This window comes from Neorhizobium sp. NPDC001467, assembly GCF_050275975.1.
Taxonomy (GTDB): domain Bacteria; phylum Pseudomonadota; class Alphaproteobacteria; order Rhizobiales; family Rhizobiaceae; genus Neorhizobium.
This window is the reverse complement of sequence record NZ_JBNNPS010000005.1, coordinates 52,493-70,948: the sequence shown is the minus strand read 5'-3', so window position 1 is coordinate 70,948 and position 18,456 is coordinate 52,493. Positions and strand designations below refer to the sequence as shown.

The 18,456-nt window shown below is 60.4% G+C and carries 14 protein-coding genes; 10 read left to right on the top strand and 4 right to left on the bottom strand.

Annotation, left to right across the window (positions count from 1 at the left end; all coding sequences use genetic code 11):
* Positions 1–8: 8 nt before the first annotated feature.
* From nuoN to ACQKKX_RS12185, 9 genes are all read left to right on the top strand, one after another.
* Positions 9–1,451, top strand: a complete 1,443-nt coding sequence (gene nuoN, locus ACQKKX_RS12225) for an NADH-quinone oxidoreductase subunit NuoN (RefSeq protein ID WP_427570968.1) — start codon at positions 9–11, stop codon at positions 1,449–1,451.
* A gap of 1 nt (position 1,452) precedes the next feature.
* Positions 1,453–2,211 carry a biotin--[acetyl-CoA-carboxylase] ligase gene (locus ACQKKX_RS12220; protein ID WP_427570967.1) on the top strand — a complete coding sequence of 253 codons (759 nt, stop codon included), beginning with the start codon at positions 1,453–1,455 and terminating at the stop codon, positions 2,209–2,211.
* Between the two features lie 17 nt (positions 2,212–2,228).
* On the top strand, positions 2,229–3,896 hold the full coding sequence (locus ACQKKX_RS12215) for a ribonuclease J (protein ID WP_427571189.1): 1,668 nt from the start codon (positions 2,229–2,231) through the stop codon (positions 3,894–3,896).
* 124 nt (positions 3,897–4,020) lie between these two features.
* Positions 4,021–4,149: a hypothetical protein gene (locus ACQKKX_RS12210; protein ID WP_427570966.1), complete on the top strand. Its 129-nt coding sequence runs from the start codon at positions 4,021–4,023 to the stop codon at positions 4,147–4,149.
* A gap of 196 nt (positions 4,150–4,345) precedes the next feature.
* On the top strand, positions 4,346–4,747 hold the full coding sequence (gene mce / locus ACQKKX_RS12205; RefSeq protein WP_427570965.1) for a methylmalonyl-CoA epimerase: 402 nt from the start codon (positions 4,346–4,348) through the stop codon (positions 4,745–4,747).
* A 122-nt stretch (positions 4,748–4,869) separates the two neighbouring features.
* A complete protein-coding gene (locus tag ACQKKX_RS12200) occupies positions 4,870–5,139 on the top strand; it encodes a DUF1467 family protein (protein ID WP_427570964.1) in 270 nt (89 codons plus the stop codon).
* Between the two features lie 548 nt (positions 5,140–5,687).
* Positions 5,688–7,016 (top strand): proline--tRNA ligase, encoded by a 1,329-nt coding sequence (gene proS, locus ACQKKX_RS12195; protein ID WP_427570963.1) that lies wholly within the window; start codon positions 5,688–5,690, stop codon positions 7,014–7,016.
* A gap of 83 nt (positions 7,017–7,099) precedes the next feature.
* Entirely contained in the window at positions 7,100–8,407 is a 1,308-nt protein-coding gene (locus ACQKKX_RS12190; protein WP_427570962.1) for a lipoprotein-releasing ABC transporter permease subunit, read from the top strand.
* Between the two features lie 14 nt (positions 8,408–8,421).
* The gene (locus ACQKKX_RS12185; RefSeq protein ID WP_427570961.1) at positions 8,422–9,105 is read left to right on the top strand and encodes an ABC transporter ATP-binding protein; all 684 of its coding nucleotides are present in this window, start codon (positions 8,422–8,424) and stop codon (positions 9,103–9,105) included.
* A gap of 47 nt (positions 9,106–9,152) precedes the next feature.
* Here the strand turns inward: ACQKKX_RS12185 and ACQKKX_RS12180 are convergent, their stop codons facing one another.
* The 3 genes from ACQKKX_RS12180 to ACQKKX_RS12170 all read right to left on the bottom strand — a co-directional run bounded on the left by ACQKKX_RS12180 (position 9,153) and on the right by ACQKKX_RS12170 (position 12,353).
* Positions 9,153–10,427: a sensor domain-containing diguanylate cyclase gene (locus ACQKKX_RS12180; RefSeq protein ID WP_427570960.1), complete on the bottom strand. Its 1,275-nt coding sequence runs from the start codon at positions 10,425–10,427 to the stop codon at positions 9,153–9,155.
* A 219-nt stretch (positions 10,428–10,646) separates the two neighbouring features.
* On the bottom strand, positions 10,647–11,117 hold the full coding sequence (locus ACQKKX_RS12175) for a PAS domain-containing protein (RefSeq protein ID WP_427570959.1): 471 nt from the start codon (positions 11,115–11,117) through the stop codon (positions 10,647–10,649).
* A 465-nt stretch (positions 11,118–11,582) separates the two neighbouring features.
* Positions 11,583–12,353 carry a phosphodiester glycosidase family protein gene (locus ACQKKX_RS12170; protein WP_427570958.1) on the bottom strand — a complete coding sequence of 257 codons (771 nt, stop codon included), beginning with the start codon at positions 12,351–12,353 and terminating at the stop codon, positions 11,583–11,585.
* Between the two features lie 505 nt (positions 12,354–12,858).
* Here ACQKKX_RS12170 and dnaE point away from each other — a divergent pair.
* The gene (gene dnaE / locus ACQKKX_RS12165) at positions 12,859–16,362 is read left to right on the top strand and encodes a DNA polymerase III subunit alpha (RefSeq protein ID WP_427570957.1); all 3,504 of its coding nucleotides are present in this window, start codon (positions 12,859–12,861) and stop codon (positions 16,360–16,362) included.
* Positions 16,363–17,001: 639 nt separating this feature from the next.
* Here the strand turns inward: dnaE and ACQKKX_RS12160 are convergent.
* Entirely contained in the window at positions 17,002–18,351 is a 1,350-nt protein-coding gene (locus ACQKKX_RS12160) for a L,D-transpeptidase family protein (protein WP_427570956.1), read from the bottom strand.
* Positions 18,352–18,456: the final 105 nt, after the last annotated feature.

Genomic DNA, 18,456 nt, shown 5'->3' with positions numbered 1-18,456 from the left:
GGACTGATATGACCGCTGAACTACTCCTTGCCAGCCTGCAGATCTCGTCGCCGGAAGTGATTCTGGCGCTCGGTGCGCTGGCGCTCCTGATGATCGGCGTTTTCAGTGGCGACCGTTCGTCGCCGCTCGTAACCGGCCTTACCATCGCCGTCATGATCGTGGCGCTCGTCATGATCATCTTTGTCGCTCCGCAGGGCGAAGCCTATAACGGCGCCTTCCTGATGGATGGTTTTGCCCGCTTCATGAAGGCGACCGCGCTGTTCGGCTCGATCGTCGCGCTGCTGATGACCTATGCCAATGCCAAGTCCGATCAGATCGACAAGCCGGAATTCCCGGTTCTCGTCCTGCTGGCCACGCTCGGCATGATGCTGCTGATCTCTGCCAACGACCTGATCGCGCTCTATCTCGGCCTCGAACTGATGTCGCTGTCGCTCTATGTCGTCGCTGCCTTCAATCGCGACAATGTTCGCTCGACGGAAGCCGGCCTGAAATATTTCGTTCTCGGCGCGCTCTCCTCGGGCATGCTGCTTTACGGCATGTCGCTTGTCTACGGTTTCACCGGCAACACCGGCTTTGAACAGATCGCCCAGGTTCTCAGCCAGGAAACCCGTCAGCTCGGCCTTGTGTTCGGTCTGGTCTTCGTGCTCGCCGGTCTGGCGTTCAAGATCTCGGCCGTGCCGTTCCACATGTGGACGCCGGATGTTTATGAAGGTGCGCCGACCCCGGTCACCGCCTTCTTCGCTGCCGGTCCCAAGGTTGCCGCCATGGCCATCCTGGTGCGCATCGTCTCCGATGCCTTCATTCCGATCGTTGCCGACTGGCGTCAGGTCATCGTGTTCATCGCGATCGCTTCCATGCTGCTCGGTTCCTTCGCGGCCATCGGCCAGAAGAACATCAAGCGACTGATGGCCTATTCCTCGATCGGTCACATGGGTTACGCACTGGTTGGCCTGGCCGCCGGTTCGGAAACCGGTGTGTCGTCGGTCGCGCTCTATATGCTGATCTACATGGTCATGACGCTTGGCACCTTTGCCTGTATCATGTCCATGCGCCGCCTCGATGGCACCGCCGTCGAGGCGGTGGATGATCTGGCCGGTCTGTCCGCGACGCGTCCGTTCATGGCCGTGGTGCTCACCGCGCTGATGTTCTCGCTTGCGGGTATTCCGCCGCTGGCCGGCTTCTTCGCCAAGTATTTTGTCTTCCTCGCCGCGATCGAGGCCCAGCTCTACGGTCTGGCCGTCATCGGCGTGCTGTCCTCGGTTGTCGGCGCCTACTACTACCTGCGCGTCGTCAAGCTGATGTGGTTCGACAAGCCGACCGGAGAATTTGCCCGCACCTCCGGCGTACTGAACCTGGTCTTCGGGTTCTCCGGTCTGTTCGTGACGGCTTATGTGCTGTTCGGCGGCCCGGTCGGCACGGCAGCGTCTGCGGCAGCAAAGTCATTCTTCTAAGATGACGGAAAACAGACGCCGCTTCCCGCTCGAGGCCTTCCGGCATCTGGCGCTGGACGAAGTCGGCTCCACAAACACAGATGCCCTCGCAGCCGCGAGGGCAGGAGACCAAGGTCTTCTCTGGATCACCGCCCGGCGCCAAAACGCCGGGCGTGGTCGTAGAGGGAGGGCCTGGACCTCCGAGACCGGCAACCTTTACGCCACGCTTCTGTTGATCGACCCCGCGCCGATCGAACGCACCGCGTCGCTTCCGCTTGCCGTTGCACTTGCCGTGCGCAACGCGATTGCCGCCGTCATGCCGCCCGGCACACCGCCGGTCGAGGTCAAATGGCCGAACGACATTCTGTTAGAACGCAAAAAAACCTGCGGCATTTTGCTCGAAGCAGAGATGCTGCCGGACGGAAAACGCGCTCTCGTCATCGGCATCGGCATTAATATCCGCCACAAGCCGGACAGCGCCCAATATGCCGTGGCCTCGCTTGAAGATTACGGCGTGATGGCTTCGGCCGACGAGCTTTTTGCGCATCTTTACAAGGAGATGGCGGAGGTTCTGGAATCATGGAACGAGGGCAGGGGCGTAGCGGACGTGACGGCCCAATGGCGCAGTGTCGCCTGCGGTATCGGTGAGAAGATCACCGTTAATCTGCCGGACCGTTCGATTTCCGGGCGCTTTGCCGGAATTGATGATAAAGGCTTGCTGATGCTGGACACGGGCACAGAACTTATGCCCATAGCTGCCGGCGACGTATTTTTTGCATGATCAAGAATCGAGACAAGATGGCATCCAAGGACGAACTGGTATTTTTGCCGCTGGGCGGCGTAGGCGAGATCGGCATGAACCTCGCGCTCTACGGCTATGGCCCCGAGGCAACCCGCCAGTGGATCATGGTCGATTGCGGCGTGACCTTCCCCGGTCCCGACCTGCCGGGTGTCGATCTTGTCCTGCCCGATATCCGCTTCCTGAGCGACAAGAAGAAGAATCTCAAGGGCATCTTCATCACCCATGCACATGAAGACCATTACGGCGCGCTGAACGATATCTGGCCCGGCCTCAACGTGCCGGTCTATGCCTCGCCCTTCACCGCCGGCATGCTGGAAGCCAAGCGCAATTACGAAGGCACCCGCGCCGAAATCCCGATCACCATCTTCAAGGCCGGTGACCGTATCAAGGTCGGCCCGTTCGAGGTTGAAGCCGTTGGTGTGAACCACTCGATCCCCGAGCCGATGTCGCTGGTGATCCGCACGGATCTCGGCAATGTCATCCATACCGGCGACTGGAAGATCGACCAGAACCCGTCGCTCGGACCATTGACTGACGAAGCCCGTTTCCGCGCCATTGGTGACGAGGGTGTTCTCGCCGTCATGTGCGACTCGACCAATTCCATGCGCGATGGCATTTCGCCGTCGGAAGAAGAAGTCTCGCATGGCCTGCAGCAGGTCATCGAGGCCGCCGAAGGCCGCGTCGCCGTCACCACCTTCTCGTCCAATGTTGGCCGCATCCGCTCCATCGCATTGGCCGCCGAAGCCGCCGGCCGCGAAGTGCTGCTGCTCGGTTCGTCGCTGAAGCGCGTTGTCTCCGTTGCCCGCGATATCGGCATCATGGATGACATCAAGCCTTTCATCGCCGAGGAAGAATTCGGTTATATCCCGCGCGACAAGGTCGTGGTCATCCTCACCGGCAGCCAGGGCGAACCGCGCGCAGCACTTGCCAAGATTGCCCGAGACGAGATGCGCAATGTCGCGTTCACCGCCGGCGATACGGTCGTGTTTTCCTCTCGCACGATCCCCGGCAACGAAAAGCCGATCCTCGAAATCATGAACGGCTTGATCGAGCAGGGCATCAAGATCGTCACCGATGCCCAAGCGCTCGTGCACGTCTCCGGCCACCCGCGCCGCAACGAACTCCTGAAGATGTACGAGTGGACCCGTCCGCAGGTTCTGGTTCCCGTTCACGGTGAAGCTGCCCACCTGACGGCGCAGCGCGAACTGGCGCGGTCCGCCGGCATCCCCACCGTGCCGCGCGTGCGCAATGGTCATGTGCTGAAGCTCGCTCCCGGCGAGATCGAAATCGTCGCGGATGCGCCGGTCGGCCGTTTCTACAAGGACGGCAAGCTGGTCGGTGATTTCGATGAAATGGGTATCGGCGAACGTCGCAAGCTCGCTTTTGTGGGCCATGTCGCCGTCAACGTCCTGCTCGACAGCCGTCACGATTTTCTGGCCGATCCCGATATCGTCACCTACGGCCTGCCGGAATTCGACGACGAAGGCGAAAGCATGGAGGACACGCTCTATGACGCTGTGCTCGGCGCCGTCGAAGGCATTCCGCGCGCCCGCCGCAAGGATCTCGACACGGTGCGCGAAGCCGTGCGCCGGGCCGTCCGCTCCGCCGCCAACAATGGCTGGGGCAAGAAGCCGATCGTGACGGTGTTCGTGACCCGCCTCTGAGTCTGATCGGCCACACGCGGCCTGCAGTGACACGTGTGTGATGCAATGGCGTCGGGTTGTGAAAGCCCGGCGCCATTTTCGCATGCTATCTGTTCAGCCGGCTGGGACGATTCGGAGACATTTCATGAGATCTGCAAATTTTCTGGGCGCTGCCGTCATCTGCTTTGCGCTGTTGGCGATCGTGTCCGTTGCGTCGGTCGCTCAGGACAGCGCTGCCGAGATGGCCGCGGCGCCGATCACTGCGGTTCGCTGACATATGGTGCGGGGCAGTTTGCCCCGCATCGACGCATGGTCCGGCGGATGCCATGATGATCTCTTATCCTCTCCGGCCAAGAAAGAGGCCGCCTTCTGCAACCATAACCGTATCGGGCGATTGTGATTTCGGTCTTCCGGCCTTAACTGGTTGATGAAAATCGCAAGCCAGATGATCCTGTTGGGAAGGGTAGCTGATGTTGGGGCGTATAAATCACATCGCCATCGCCGTTCCCAATCTGACTGCGGCCGCAATGCCTTATAGGAATTTGGGCGCGAAGGTTTCCAGCGCGCAGCCGCTGCCGGAACACGGTGTCACAGCCGTGTTCGTAGAATTCGACAATACCCGAGTGGAGCTGCTCGAACCGCTCGGCGAAAATTCGCCAATTGCCGGCTTTCTCCGAAACAACCCTTTCGGGGGCATGCACCATATCTGTTACGAGGTGGCTGACATTCTTGCGGCCCGCGACCGCGCCGTGGCGCTCGGTCTGCGTGTGATCGGCGATGGCGCGCCCAAAATCGGCGCGCACGGCAAGCCGGTCCTCTTTCTCCACCCGAAGGATTTTTCCGGCACGCTGACCGAACTGGAACAGATATGAATCAAAATTCAAAAGCTTAGCTCCATCGCCGGACTCTCTTTGTGAAAGCCTTGAAGCGGTCTCGCAATTGAGATCTGGCGCATTTCCTTTATGATCGGGGCTGCGCATCACGGGGACCAAGCATGCCTTTCCTGACGACACTGGCGGTCTATTTCGTCATCTGGTGGCTGACCTTGTTCATTGTGCTGCCCATCGGCATGCGCAGCCAGCAGGACGAAGGCGATGTGCTGCCGGGCACGGTAGCAAGCGCACCGGCCAAATTCCGTGGCGTGCGCGTCGTGCTTCTCACCAGTCTGCTCGCGGCACTGATCCACGGCGGCTGGATGCTTGTCTCGCATATCTTCGGCATCAGCGTCAGCTCGCTGCCGGTTATCGTTCCGGATTTCGGGTAGATCTCCACCGTCATCATTCCGTAACGTTTGCTGGGCATAAGCTCCCGGTGATCGCTCTTCGGAGAGAAGGCCAAAAAAAAACAAGGCGATGAAGCCTTGTTTTTCAAGTTTCGCGTGATCTTTCCGTTACCGGGGCAGCGAGCAAGCGCGCCTAAGATCTAAATCCTCCCAAGACTTTGACCGCGAAATAGGCAAGAATTTGATCGCCTTGCCCGTTTTGTGAGCTGAAACTAGCTCACATGGGACATCTTGTCACCCCAATATTTTGCATTTTTGTTACACGGGGGCAAAAAAATCCCGTGAACAAATATGTCGCAGCCCCTCTCCCTCAAAAAACCATGTTTTGCCTACCTGTGGCGGTGCGGCTTCGCTCTGGTGCACGCCGAAGCTGCTGCGAAGATCGGTCTTTCTGGCATTTGTCCGGTTGTTTGCGGCCCTGTTCCCAACCGGGTTTCCATGTGCAGCCGAACCGGTTATGAACGCTCCCACTATCAGCCCTCGAAACGTCGATTCCACTATGGAAGCCGGCTCGCAAATCGGAAACCGCGATGCGCCTGTCCCGTTATTTTCTGCCCATTCTGAAGGAAAACCCCAAGGAAGCGGAGATCGTTTCCCACCGTCTGATGCTGCGCGCGGGCATGGTGCGCCAGCAGAGCCAGGGCATTTATTCCTGGCTGCCGCTGGGAAAACGCGTCATGGACAAGGTCAACAAGATCATTCGTGAGGAGCAGAACCGCGCCGGTGCCATCGAGCTTTTGATGCCGACCTTGCAATCGGCCGAGCTGTGGCAGGAAAGCGGTCGTTACGAGGATTACGGCAAGGAAATGCTGCGCATCACGGATCGCCAGGAGCGTCCGATGCTCTACGGCCCGACCAACGAGGAAATGATCACCGACATCTTCCGTTCGGCGGTCAAATCCTACAAGAACCTGCCGCTCAACCTCTATCATATCCAGCTAAAGTTTCGTGACGAGATCCGTCCGCGTTTCGGCACCATGCGCTCGCGCGAATTCCTGATGAAGGATGCATATTCCTTCGACCTGACCAAGGAAGGCGCGATCCATTCCTATAACAAGATGTTCGCGGCCTATCTGCGTACCTTCGATCGTCTCGGCCTGCGCGCTATTCCGATGCGCGCCGATACCGGCCCGATCGGCGGCAACCACAGCCACGAATTCATCATCCTAGCCGAAACCGGCGAGAGTGAAGTTTTCTCGCACCGCGATTTCACCAATTTCGAAATCCCGGCCGCCGATATCGATTTCGACGACGTCGCCGGCATGCAGGCGATCTTCGACAAGTGGACCTCGGTTTACGCCGCCACTTCCGAGATGCACGACGAAGCCGCATTCGACGCCATTCCGGAAGGCGACCGCCTGTCGGCCCGCGGCATCGAAGTCGGTCACATCTTCTATTTCGGCACCAAATATTCGGAGCCGATGGGCGCCAAGGTTCAGGGCCCGGATGGCAAGGAACACCTTGTCCACATGGGATCCTACGGCATCGGCCCGACCCGCCTTGTTCCCGCCATCATCGAAGCCTCGCATGACGAGAACGGAATCATCTGGCCGGCCTCGGTCGCGCCGTTCGATGCCATGGTCATCACCATGAAGCCGGGCGATGAAAACTGCGACCGCGTCTGCGACGGTCTTTACACCGGCCTCACAAATGCCGGTTTGGACGTGCTCTACGACGAAACGGACGATCGCGCCGGCACCAAGTTCGCCACCGCCGATCTGATCGGCGTGCCGGTGCAACTGATCGTCGGCCCGCGTTCGGCCGCGACCGGCGAAGTCGAGGTGAAGGACCGCAAGACCGGTGCGCGCGAAACCATGACGATGGAAGCCGCGCTGAACCGTCTGACGGCCAAGGCTTAAGCAATGCCGTTCGGGCGATCTTTCCCAAGGTCGCCCGAACGCCAAGACAATGACCGCTCATGCGCGGTGACCGAGGAGAACACATGGCGAAGGTCGTGAGCGAAGGTGATGGCACGCGGCAGGGCGCGCCCTCGGCTGGTCCGTTTTCCGGGTTCGAACGCATGGTCGCCTGGCGTTATCTGCGCTCGCGCCGCAAGGAAGCCTTCATCTCCGTCATCGCCGGCTTTTCCTTTGTCGGCATCATGCTCGGCGTTGCCACGCTGATCATCGTCATGGCGGTCATGAACGGCTTTCGTACCGAGCTGATTTCGCGCATTCTTGGCATCAACGGTCATGTCGTCGTCCAGCCGGTCGATCGCCCGCTCAATGACTATGCCGATCTGACCGCCAAGTTCGCCGCCGTTCCCGGCGTGACCATGGCCCTGCCGCTGGTCGAAGGCCAGACGCTGGCACAGGGCAATACCGGCGGCGGTTCCGGTGCTCTGGTGCGCGGCGTGCGCGCCGAAGATCTCGAAAAGCTCAAGGAAGTGTCCGGCAATATCAAGCAGGGCGATATCGTCGGTTTCGCTTCCGGCGATGGCGTGCTGGTCGGTTCGCGGCTGGCCGCATCGCTCGGCCTTTCGGCGGGCGACCGCATCACCCTGGTTGCGCCGGAAGGCGACGTCACGCCGATGGGGGTTAGCCCGCGTGTAAAATCCTATCCGATTTCCGGCACGTTCGAGATCGGCATGTCGGAATATGATGCGTCTATCGTCTATATGCCGCTTGAGGAAGCGCAGGCCTATTTCAATGCCGACGGGATCGTGCAGTCGATCGAACTCTTCGTCGAGCACCCGGATGCGGTCGATGGCATCCGGCCGCTGATCGAGATGGCGGCCGGCGACCGCCAGATTTTCCTGACCGACTGGCGCCAGCGCAACCAGACCTTTTTCTCGGCCCTACAGGTCGAGCGCAACGTGATGTTCATGATCCTGACGCTGATCGTGCTGGTGGCCGCGCTCAACATCATTTCCGGCCTCATCATGCTGGTAAAGGACAAGGGATCCGATATCGCGATCCTGCGCACCATGGGGGCAAGCTCGGCGGCCATCATGCGCATCTTCTTCATGACCGGCGCAGCGATCGGCGTGGTCGGCACGCTTGCCGGTGTTCTTCTGGGCGTTGTTGTCTGTCTCAACATCGAATCCATCCGCCAGTTCTTTTCCTGGCTTTCCGGCACGGTCCTGTTCAACCCGGAACTCTATTTCCTCAGTGAACTGCCCGCCGAAATGACTTTCAGCGAAACCGCGACCGTGGTGGTCATGGCGCTGACACTTTCGTTCATTGCAACCATTTTCCCGGCATGGCGGGCCTCCAGGCTCGATCCCGTGCAGGCGCTGCGCTACGAATAGGAACGCACACCTCCATGGCAGTCAAAACCATTCTGAAGCTCACGGGCGTCGGCCGTCACTACGGCCAGGGCGATACCGTGCTCTCCATTCTGAAAGGCGCGGACTTTTCACTGAAAAGCGGGGAAATCGTAGCGCTTGTCGCGCCATCCGGCACGGGCAAATCGACGCTCTTGCATCTTGCCGGCCTGCTGGAACATCCTGATGAGGGCGAAATTCATATCGACGGAGAAGCCTGCGGCAATCTTTCGGACGACCGCCGGACCGCGATCCGTCGTGGGGATATCGGCTTCGTCTACCAGTTCCACCATCTCCTGCCGGAATTCACCGCGCTCGAAAACATCATGATGCCGCAGCTGATCGCCGGTCTGCCGCACAGGGAAGCCAAGGAACGCGCCGCAGCGCTGCTCGATTACATGCGCATCGGTCACCGCGCCGAACATCGCCCAGCCGAGCTTTCGGGCGGCGAACAGCAGCGCGTGGCGATCGCCCGCGCCGTTGCCAATGCGCCGCTTCTGCTTCTCGCTGACGAGCCGACCGGAAACCTCGACCCGGAAACCGCATCCTACGTGTTCGACGCGCTGGAAGCACTGGTGCGCCAGTCCGGTCTTGCGGCGCTGATCGCTACCCATAACCACGAACTCGCCGCCCGGATGGATCGGCGTGTGACGCTGGAAGGTGGCAAGATCGTCGAGTTCTGAGTTGCCGGCCCGCTGCCGGAAAGGCCGGTGATACGCGGTCCGCGGCGCTAAGGCGTATCAGCTGATAACTGAAACACGACCTCCAAATGATGGCCGTCATGCGCGATGACCCGGCAGGCGGTCTCGATCCCATCGGCCGGGATCTGCAACAGGAACTCATCCGGCAGGCCACGCGTATCGGACACCACAATGCCGGCGCTGTCGGCGCCGAGGGACTTCACCGTGCAGGTGACGCGGGTCTCGCCTCCGTTGAACAGGATGACGCCGCTGCGCAGGACAGGCCGGCGCTCCCCCGTCAGCGCGTCACCGGTCTGCGGCGTCCAATAGGAAAGGCAGCGGTTGCGGCCTTCCTGTTTGGCGCGGTACATGGCGGCATCCGCCTGCGCCAGCAGCGTCTCGATATCCCTGCCGGCAGACGAACGCGTCGCAACGCCGAAACTGGCGGTCACCGAAATCGTCACGTCGCCAATATTGACAGTCAGTGCGGCAATCGACCGGCGCAGGCGCTCGGCGGTTGCCAAGGCGCCGTCCTTATCCACGAAGGGTAGAACCACAACGAATTCCTCGCCGCCGAAACGGCCGAAAAGATCGGTTGCCCGCAACGTCGCCCTGCATGTGGCAGACACGGCCTTCAGTACGGCGTCGCCCGCAGCATGGCCATGGGTATCGTTGATCGACTTGAAGTGGTCGATGTCGAGCACGATGCAGGAAAGGTCATGGGCGTGGCGGGCGGCCAGCAACACCATGTGATCTGCTTCCTGCTTGAAGGCGCGCCGCGTCAAAGCGCCGGTCAGGCTGTCGGTCGCGGCCGTCTGTGCCAATTCGATCCGGTCCATGGCGACGCCGGCCAGTTCCTGCATGATCGCGATATCTGCCGCGCCGAATGCGCGGGGACGCTTGCCGACTGCACAGACCGTGCCGACCACATGCCCCGTCTTTGTGGTCAGCGGGATGCCGGCATAAAACCGTACCTGCAGCGCGCCGGTCACGGCGGGGTGGTCGGCAAAGCGCTGATCGCGCGCCGCATCCGGCACGATGATCGCTTCCTCGGATGCCACCACATACTGGCAGAAACTCGCCTCGCGCTCGATTTCGCCGAAATCCAGTCCGCTGCAGGCCTTGTACCATTGCCGATGCGCGTCGATCAGTGACACGAAGCCGATCTCGACGTCGAAAATCTGCTGTATGAGCCGGGCGATCCGATCAAAGCCCGCGTCACGCGGGCTGTCGAGCATGTCGAGTTCCTGCAATGCCGCCAGCCGATCGGTTTCCCGTTGGATCGGCACGTCCGATGCCTTCCCCGGCGCTGTTATGGCCGTCATCATCCGTCTCCCGGCCAAAAAGCGGCCGCTGTTTACTCTATGGAAAAGGCATAGATCCATGCCGCGTCCGGCGCAACGGCGGCAGTGCAACGGACGCGATCCACCAGCTCCGATCGCGCATGGCCTGCGTCACCATGGGTCACTATCGTAACAACGCCCGTCGAACGCCTCCAGCGCACATGGGTACGGCGCACGATTCCGACGGTGTTCAACATCCGTTTACCGGTCCATGAATTCCATGCGCACCTGTGACCGTTGCTTCACGGCGTCTTTCGCAGCCCTGCTGCGGGGCAGGGTAGTGGACTGCTGGTTGGCGGCAGAAAGGTGCGGATGTTCGACTGCGATGATTTCCAGCATGCCGGTCGCCATGCTGGGCAGCCCGTCCCGATATCGGAAACACGTGCCGCGGTTGCGGATGGTGAGAATGTCCTTGCCCCGGCAGAGGCGGCAGATCACCATGTAAGGCTGACCGGTCAGTACTGCAATCTGGGTCGCCCTGACGACCTGCTCCCGATCGTCGGGATGAACGATCTCCATGTAACGCAGCATCGAAAACCCGTTATCCGCCGTTGCCGGGTCCAGCCCCAATATGCCGGCAAATGTCGCATCGCCCCATATCGAATCCTCTGCGATGTCCCAGGTGAAATAGCCGTGCTGTGGCCGTCTGCTGCCCGGATAGGTGTCTCCCATCACCTTTGCCCCTCCCCAGATGCTGTCGGAGTTTGACTACCGCCAATCCATACTCGCTACATCTTTCGCGCTAAGGGCTCCCGACAAGGGCCGAACCGGCGGTTTCTTCACAATCCCCCGGATTTGCACGGGTTTGCATATCATAATACCGCATTACGCAGCAAAATGGGTATTTTTACCTCTGGTTGCAGTCGCCGATTTCCGGCCGGCGGATGTGGCTCCAACTTTGGCGCCACGCATTGACGCCTTGAGAAACGCCGTGCCGGTTGTTCTGCCGGCCGATGGTGCACAGGAGGCGCGGGGGCGGGGTCCGGCAACTTCACGCGCTTGATCGGCCGTCCGGTCTGCATGAGACGGGTCCCGAACATCGACGGGCGCAAACGTCATTGGTCACGCACATGATCGGCCCCCACAAGATAGGCCCTACCTGTTGTCAGGCGCCGCCTGCGCGATCGACCGGGCTTCTCATTCCACAAGCCCGATCATCGGGCCATATCCGCCATGCCAGGACCAGTCGGCCCGTTTCAATGCCGGACTGAAGAGACCCGCCCCCTGACCGCCATCGAGAAACAGCGCATCGGGGCAGGAAAGGTGGTTCTTGAACACCGCGGCGAAATCGAAGAAATTGACATCGTCTTCGCTGATGACGAAGCGCAGGTCGCCGCCGGCGCACACACCGACACCGCTGCGGCGGGTGCGATCGCTTGATCCGGCGATGAAGATCGGGTTCACCTCGTTCGCGGTTACCAGCATCGGTCCGGATTGTGTGGCGAAATCCGACTTCGGCCTTTCCTTCAGGAACGCCGCCGTCGTCAGAATGCCGGCTTCCCCCGATCCGAAATAAAACACGCCGTTCGGCTGCTTGTAGAAATTGGGAATTTTCGCCTGGGGGCCATCCATCGTCTTGAGATCGGCCGGCCGCAATTGCCGGCCTTCTTCGACATAGACACCCATCGGTGTGAAGTCATCGCCATACATTCCGGCGTTCATGGCAAAGACCAGCGTCCTGCCTTGCGCCTCGATCCTTTCTGCGAGCGTGCCGAACCAGCGATAGGGCGCACCATCCGGCTTCTGCCAGAACAGCCTGAGCCGCGCATCGTCCTTCTTCACCGTGCAGACCACATAGTGCGCGTCGCCCAATGTCCGCCGTTCGCAGGGCTGTTCCGCCGCAGCGCCATGGCCGGCTGCGGCGAGCAGGAGGGCGGCCGTTAGGGACCAATGGCGGAAAAAATTCATGCGAAGCTCCTGTTTCGAACGCCGGGACTAAAAGCGCATTTGGCTGAGGGTGCAAGACCGTTTCAGTCTCTGGTGTCGGGGGTACGCGAAAGTGCATCGGCCGACAGACGGAAGAATCTCGCCGGCCTGTCTGTTTCCTCTTGACTAATCGTACAAAAGCGGAACAAAATGGAAACATAACGGACACGGGAGACCGCAGATGACCGACCTTTTGCGTGATATTGCTGCATTTGCCTCGATCGCGACCTTCCTCGCCAGCCTTCTGCTGCTGATGATAGCGATGTAACGGAAAGCGGCCGGATTGCATGAAGGCCGTCAGCGCGCCGCTACTCGATCCGTTCAGCTCTTCGCACCGGACGAAGATTCGGGCCGGCTTCGCGCCCGTGAAGGCTTGGGGCCCGGGGTCTGAGGCCTGTGAAACACGGTGAGAGCCACATTCGAAACTGGACTCTTTCCCGCTCAAGCCGGACAATAGGCCGATTCATAAAAAGGCATCGGCGATAGCATGGCAGAGCATAAGGACGCGACAGGGGCAACGGCTGGGATGGGCGCCGACACGCCGCAATTTGTGCATCTGCGTGTGCATTCGGCCTATTCCCTGCTTGAAGGCGCGTTGCCTTTGAAAAAGGTGCTCAGCAAGGCTGTGGCGGATGGCCAGCCGGCCATTGCCATTACCGATACCAACAATCTCTTTGTTGCACTGGAATTTGCGCAAAAGGCATCCGGCGATGGCTTGCAGCCGATCATCGGTTGCCAGTTGTCGATCGACATGGAGGATGCCGGAGAGGAAAAACGCGGCAATGGTCTGGCAAAGCTGCCGGCCATCGTGCTGCTGGCTGCGACCCAGAAGGGCTATGAAAATCTCGTCGATCTGGTCAGCCGCGCCTATCTCGGCGGGGAGGGCAGCAATGGGGGTATCCATATCCGGCAGTCATGGCTGCAGGAGATGGGGGTCGAGGGCCTGATCGCGCTGACGGGGGCGAGCAGCGGTCCGGTCGATATGGCTCTGAGGGCCGGCCATCGTCCACAGGCCGTCGCCCGGCTCCTGCAGCTGAAGGAAATTTTTGGCGATCGGCTCTATATCGAACTGCAGCGCCATGGCCGTTACGATCGCCGCCACGAAAAATCGATGATCGCGCTCGCCTATGAGCACGAAATTCCGCTGGTCGCCACAAACGAGGCGTTTTTCCCGAGTCGCGACGATTACGATGCCCACGATGCCCTCATGGCCGTCGCCCACGGTGCAATCGTGTCGGACGATACCCGCTTCCGCCTCACCCCTGACCATTACCTCAAAAGCCGGGCGGAAATGGCAAAGCTTTTCGCCGATATCCCGGAGGCGCTGGAAAACACGGTCGAGATAGCCCGGCGTTGTTCTTATATCCTCAAGACACGCAATCCGATCCTGCCGCGCTTCACGGGTGTGAGCGATCAGCCGGAAGAGGACGAACGCAAGGAGGCGGCCGAACTGCGACGCCAGGCGGTCGAGGGCCTCGACATGCGTCTTAACGCGCTCGGCATGGCTGCGGGTTATGAGGAAAAGGATTATCGCGAGCGACTGGATTTCGAGCTCAGCGTCATCGAGAAGATGAAGTTTCCCGGCTACTTCCTCATCGTTGCCGATTTTATCAAATGGGCCAAGGAGCAGAACATTCCGGTCGGCCCGGGACGTGGTTCGGGTGCCGGCTCGCTGGTTGCTTATGCGCTGACGATCACCGACGTCGATCCGCTGCGTTTCTCGCTCCTGTTCGAACGTTTTCTCAATCCCGACCGCGTATCGATGCCGGATTTCGATATCGATTTCTGCCAGGACCGCCGCGAAGAGGTGATCCGCTACGTGCAGCGCAAATACGGGCGCGAGCAGGTGGCGCAGATCATTACCTTCGGTTCGCTGCAGGCGCGCGCCGCACTGCGGGACGTCGGACGCGTGCTGGAAATGCCCTATGGCCAGGTCGACAAGATCTGCAAGCTGGTGCCCAATAACCCGGCCAATCCCACGCCGCTCTCAAAAGCGATCGAGGAAGAACCGAAACTGCGCGAGGAAGCCGAGGCGGAACCGGTCGTCGCCCGCCTTCTCGATATCGCCCAGAAGATCGAGGGTCTTTACCGCCACGCTTCGACCCATGCTGCCGGCATCGTCATCGGCGACCGCCCGCTGTCGAAACTGGTGCCGATGTATCGCGATCCGCGGTCAGACATGCCGGTCACGCAGTTCAATATGAAGTGGGTGGAGCAGGCCGGTCTGGTCAAGTTCGACTTCCTTGGTCTCAAAACGCTGACCGTGCTGAAAACGGCGGTGGATTTCTGCCGCAAGCGCGACATCCATGTCGATCTTGCCACCATCCCGCTCGATGACCAGCTGACCTACGAAATGCTGTCGCGCGGCGAAACCGTCGGCGTGTTCCAGGTGGAAAGTGCGGGCATGCGCAAGGCGCTGATCGGCATGAAGCCCGACTGTATCGAGGACATTATTGCGCTCGTCGCGCTTTATCGTCCCGGCCCAATGGAGAATATTCCCACCTACAATGCCCGCAAGCACGGGGAGGAGGAGATCGAGTCCGTCCATCCCTCCATCGACTACCTGCTGAAGGAAACGCAAGGCGTTATCGTCTACCAGGAACAGGTCATGCAGATCGCGCAGGTCCTGTCCGGCTATTCACTGGGCGAGGCCGACCTTCTGCGCCGCGCCATGGGCAAGAAGATCAAGGAGGAGATGGACAAGCAGAGCGAGCGATTTGTCGATGGTGCCGTCAAGAACGGCGTGTCCAAACCGCAGGCCAAGAACATATTCGAGCTTCTCGCCAAGTTCGCCAATTACGGTTTCAACAAATCGCACGCTGCCGCCTACGCCATCGTCTCCTACCAGACGGCCTATATGAAGGCTCATTACCCGGTCGAGTTCCTGGCTGCGTCGATGACTTACGATATGGCGAATACGGAAAAGCTCAACGATTTCCGTCAGGACGCCGGACGTCTTGGCATCAAGGTTCTGGCGCCTTCGGTGCAGACCTCGTTCCGCAAGTTCGAGACCGGCGACATGCGCATCTATTATTCGCTTGCCGCCATCAAGGGCGTGGGCGAAGGCGCGGTCGATCACATCACAGAGGTGCGCGGTGACAAGCCTTTCGAAAGCCTTGAGGATTTCTGCCTGCGCATCGATCCCAAACAGGTCAACCGGCGCGTGCTGGAAAGCCTGATCTTCGCCGGCGCCTTCGATTGTTTCGGCATCGATCGTGCCGCCCTTGTGACAGGCATGGACCGCATCATCGGTTACGCCCAGCGGGCCGCAGAAAACAAGACCAGCGGCCAGTTCGACATTTTCGGTTCGGGCGGGGGGGCGGGCGGCAGTCTTGAAAAGATCACCATGCCCGGCTTCGATCCGTGGACGCCTTCCGAAAAGCTGATGAAGGAATATCAGGTTCTGGGCTTCTATCTCTCAGCTCATCCGCTCGACAGCTACAAGGAAACGCTCGCGAAACTTCGTGTGCAGACCTTTGCGGATTTCTCCGCTGCGGTGAAGAAAGGTGCCAGTGCCGGGCGCCTTGCGGGAACCGTTACCGGCCGCCAGGAACGGAAGACGCGCACCGGCAACAAGATGGGTATCGTGACCTTCTCCGATTCCTCCGGCGGTTACGAAGCCATCCTGTTTTCGGAAGCGCTGGCGCAATATCGGGACATGCTTGAACCCGGCAAATCGCTGGTCATCATCGTGCAGGCCGACGAGCGGCCGGAAGGGATCGGCCTGCGCATTCAGAACGTCCAGTCGCTGGAAGAGCAATCGGTGCGCATGCAGAAGGCGCTGCGGATTTTTGTGCGCGATGCGAGCCCGATGAAGATTGTCGCAAAACACCTCAACGGCCGCGGCGACGGCCAGGTCTCCTTCGTGGTCATCAAGGATGATGGTCGCCGCGAGATCGAGGTCTCGCTCAACGACCGCTATCGACTGTCACCGGAAGTCGCGGCAGCCTTGAGGGCCGCTCCCGGCGTGCTGGATGTGGAACTGGTTTGACGAAGGTGACGTGCTTGAACCCGCGCACCATAATGCTGGATGTGAACGGCGTACTGATCTGCGGTCGCCCGCAGGACGGTGCGCCCGTTTTTTACCGATCTTCAGGCCGACCTCGGACTGTCTCTCGCCGAACTCCAACGCGCGTTCTTCGTGCCGCGGTGGGCCAATATCATCACGCGACGGACGGCGCTGCTGCCGGAGCTTTCGCAGGCGCTCGCTTAGATTGCGCCGACGCTGAAACCTGAGATTTTGTTGGACTTCTGGTTCAGGAACGATTCACGCATCGTTGAAGATGTGCTGACGGATGTCCACGATCTCAGGGCCCGCGGCCACCGCGTCTATCTCGCCACAAACCGAGAGCATGTGCATGCTACCTATTTGATGAAAGGACTGGGGTTCGAAGGCCAGGTCGACGGCATATGTTATTCTGCGGCAATCGGGCACCGAAAGCCCGCCCGCGCGTTTTCGATCAGGCTGCCCGGCAGGTCTTGTAGGATGTGCAGAACATTGTGTTCCTCGACGATAGCAAGGACAATGTCGCGGCGGCGCGCGCCTATGGCTGGCAAGCCATCCATTGGCAGAAAGGCATGTCTTTATCCGGACAGGTAAACGCTTTCCGGTAAAGGACGGCGTCAGGCTTCAATACAGCCCCACGCCCAGCGGCACAGCCCGTACCTTTCGGGCCGGCTTGTCGGCCCGCTGCGGCTTGCTCGATACCGTGGTTGCCTCGATCCGTTCCGGCGAGGAGCGGGTGAGGGTGATGAAATCGGTGCCTTCGCCCGTGTCCTGGCCGACGCCCTGATCGTTGATGGTGATCGAGCTGCCGCTGGTCAGCATGGTCTCGATCCGGTCTCGCAGTTCGGCGGAAATCTCGATCCGGTCGAACGCCTGCTGCGCCGCCGGCTCGGCGGTCGTGAAACCCGCGTCACTGTTGGTGATCCCGAGCCGTTTCATCATCGCTTCCGGCAGCCGGTTTGGCAGTGTCAAAGCCTGCCAGCGGGCCGTTCCCTCTGTGCGATCAAAATCGGTTGCGGTGAAAAGATGGGTGCCGAGGGCCGTTTCCGGATCCTTGATGCCGACGGGAACCGACAGGATGGGCTTGAAACCCTGGCGGATCATCAACTGTCCCGCCGGCGCCTTCTGTCTGCCGCTCGCCGCGTAGAGCGACGTCATGAATTCCTCGGTGAGGAACCCTTTTACCTTCAGGCCCTTCCAGCGCTTGAAGCCCTCGATGGCGGAGCGCGTCATTGGGCCGGCGAAACCGTCATGAGAGCCGGCATCGAAGCCGAGCTCGTTGAGCATTTCCTGTACGTCCGCCACCTGCTCGCGTTCCTGGCGACGGGTGATGAGGATGCGCAAGGGCGCCGCCTCGGGCACTGTCGCTTCGGTCTTTTTCGGCGCTGTCGGTAACGGCGACGACGGGGCCATGTTCATCGCCACTTCGAGCTGCCTGGTCGTGCGGGCAAAATTGTCGGCCCGAAGCGGAACATCGGACATCAGGTTGGGCGGAACCGGCCTTTTCGGCGAAAATAGTCTTCCGTCGTGGAGCAGAACCGGCGTCACCGGGGCATCGGTAATGATCACGTGAACGCCCCGTTCGGTCTGGCCGTAAAGCGATTGCGCGAAGGCGGCAGGCAGGCGCACGCAGCCGTGCGAGGCTGGATAGTTCGGCACGCTGCCGGACTCGTGCAGTGCGATGCCCGACCATGTCAGCCGCTGCATCCACGGCATGGGCGCGTTCGAATAGATGTTCGACTCGTGATACTTTCTTTTGTCGAGGATGGAAAAGATCCCAGTCGGCGTATCGTGGCCCTGTTTGCCGGTAGAGACCTTCGAGGTTGCCACGACCTTGTCGCCGTCATAGACCGCCAGCGACTGCTTGTCCTTAGAAACGATGATCTGCAGCGTGCGCGCGTTTTCCGCCACCGCCGTTCCGGCAAGCATGCAGCTTGATATCAAGGCAAGGCCGAAGGCCGCAATCCGGGACATGGAAACCTCATACGCAATACAGACTCACAGTCTATCCGGACATGCTTAAGAAAGGCTTGAGCCGCGCGGCTGACCGTCCCCGATCGGCACGACAATGTCTCACAT

What these genes read in the sequence shown, in the direction of transcription:
- nuoN (WP_427570968.1), top strand. Translation starts at nt 9, where the DNA reads ATGACCGCTGAACTACTCCTTGCCAGCCTGCAGATCTCGTCGCCGGAA.
- ACQKKX_RS12220 (WP_427570967.1), top strand. Translation starts at nt 1,453, where the DNA reads ATGACGGAAAACAGACGCCGCTTCCCGCTCGAGGCCTTCCGGCATCTG.
- ACQKKX_RS12215 (WP_427571189.1), top strand. Translation starts at nt 2,229, where the DNA reads ATGGCATCCAAGGACGAACTGGTATTTTTGCCGCTGGGCGGCGTAGGC.
- ACQKKX_RS12210 (WP_427570966.1), top strand. Translation starts at nt 4,021, where the DNA reads ATGAGATCTGCAAATTTTCTGGGCGCTGCCGTCATCTGCTTTGCGCTG.
- mce (WP_427570965.1), top strand. Translation starts at nt 4,346, where the DNA reads ATGTTGGGGCGTATAAATCACATCGCCATCGCCGTTCCCAATCTGACT.
- ACQKKX_RS12200 (WP_427570964.1), top strand. Translation starts at nt 4,870, where the DNA reads ATGCCTTTCCTGACGACACTGGCGGTCTATTTCGTCATCTGGTGGCTG.
- proS (WP_427570963.1), top strand. Translation starts at nt 5,688, where the DNA reads ATGCGCCTGTCCCGTTATTTTCTGCCCATTCTGAAGGAAAACCCCAAG.
- ACQKKX_RS12190 (WP_427570962.1), top strand. Translation starts at nt 7,100, where the DNA reads ATGGCGAAGGTCGTGAGCGAAGGTGATGGCACGCGGCAGGGCGCGCCC.
- ACQKKX_RS12185 (WP_427570961.1), top strand. Translation starts at nt 8,422, where the DNA reads ATGGCAGTCAAAACCATTCTGAAGCTCACGGGCGTCGGCCGTCACTAC.
- ACQKKX_RS12180 (WP_427570960.1), bottom strand. Translation starts at nt 10,427, where the DNA reads ATGACGGCCATAACAGCGCCGGGGAAGGCATCGGACGTGCCGATCCAA.
- ACQKKX_RS12175 (WP_427570959.1), bottom strand. Translation starts at nt 11,117, where the DNA reads ATGGGAGACACCTATCCGGGCAGCAGACGGCCACAGCACGGCTATTTC.
- ACQKKX_RS12170 (WP_427570958.1), bottom strand. Translation starts at nt 12,353, where the DNA reads ATGAATTTTTTCCGCCATTGGTCCCTAACGGCCGCCCTCCTGCTCGCC.
- dnaE (WP_427570957.1), top strand. Translation starts at nt 12,859, where the DNA reads ATGGCAGAGCATAAGGACGCGACAGGGGCAACGGCTGGGATGGGCGCC.
- ACQKKX_RS12160 (WP_427570956.1), bottom strand. Translation starts at nt 18,351, where the DNA reads ATGTCCCGGATTGCGGCCTTCGGCCTTGCCTTGATATCAAGCTGCATG.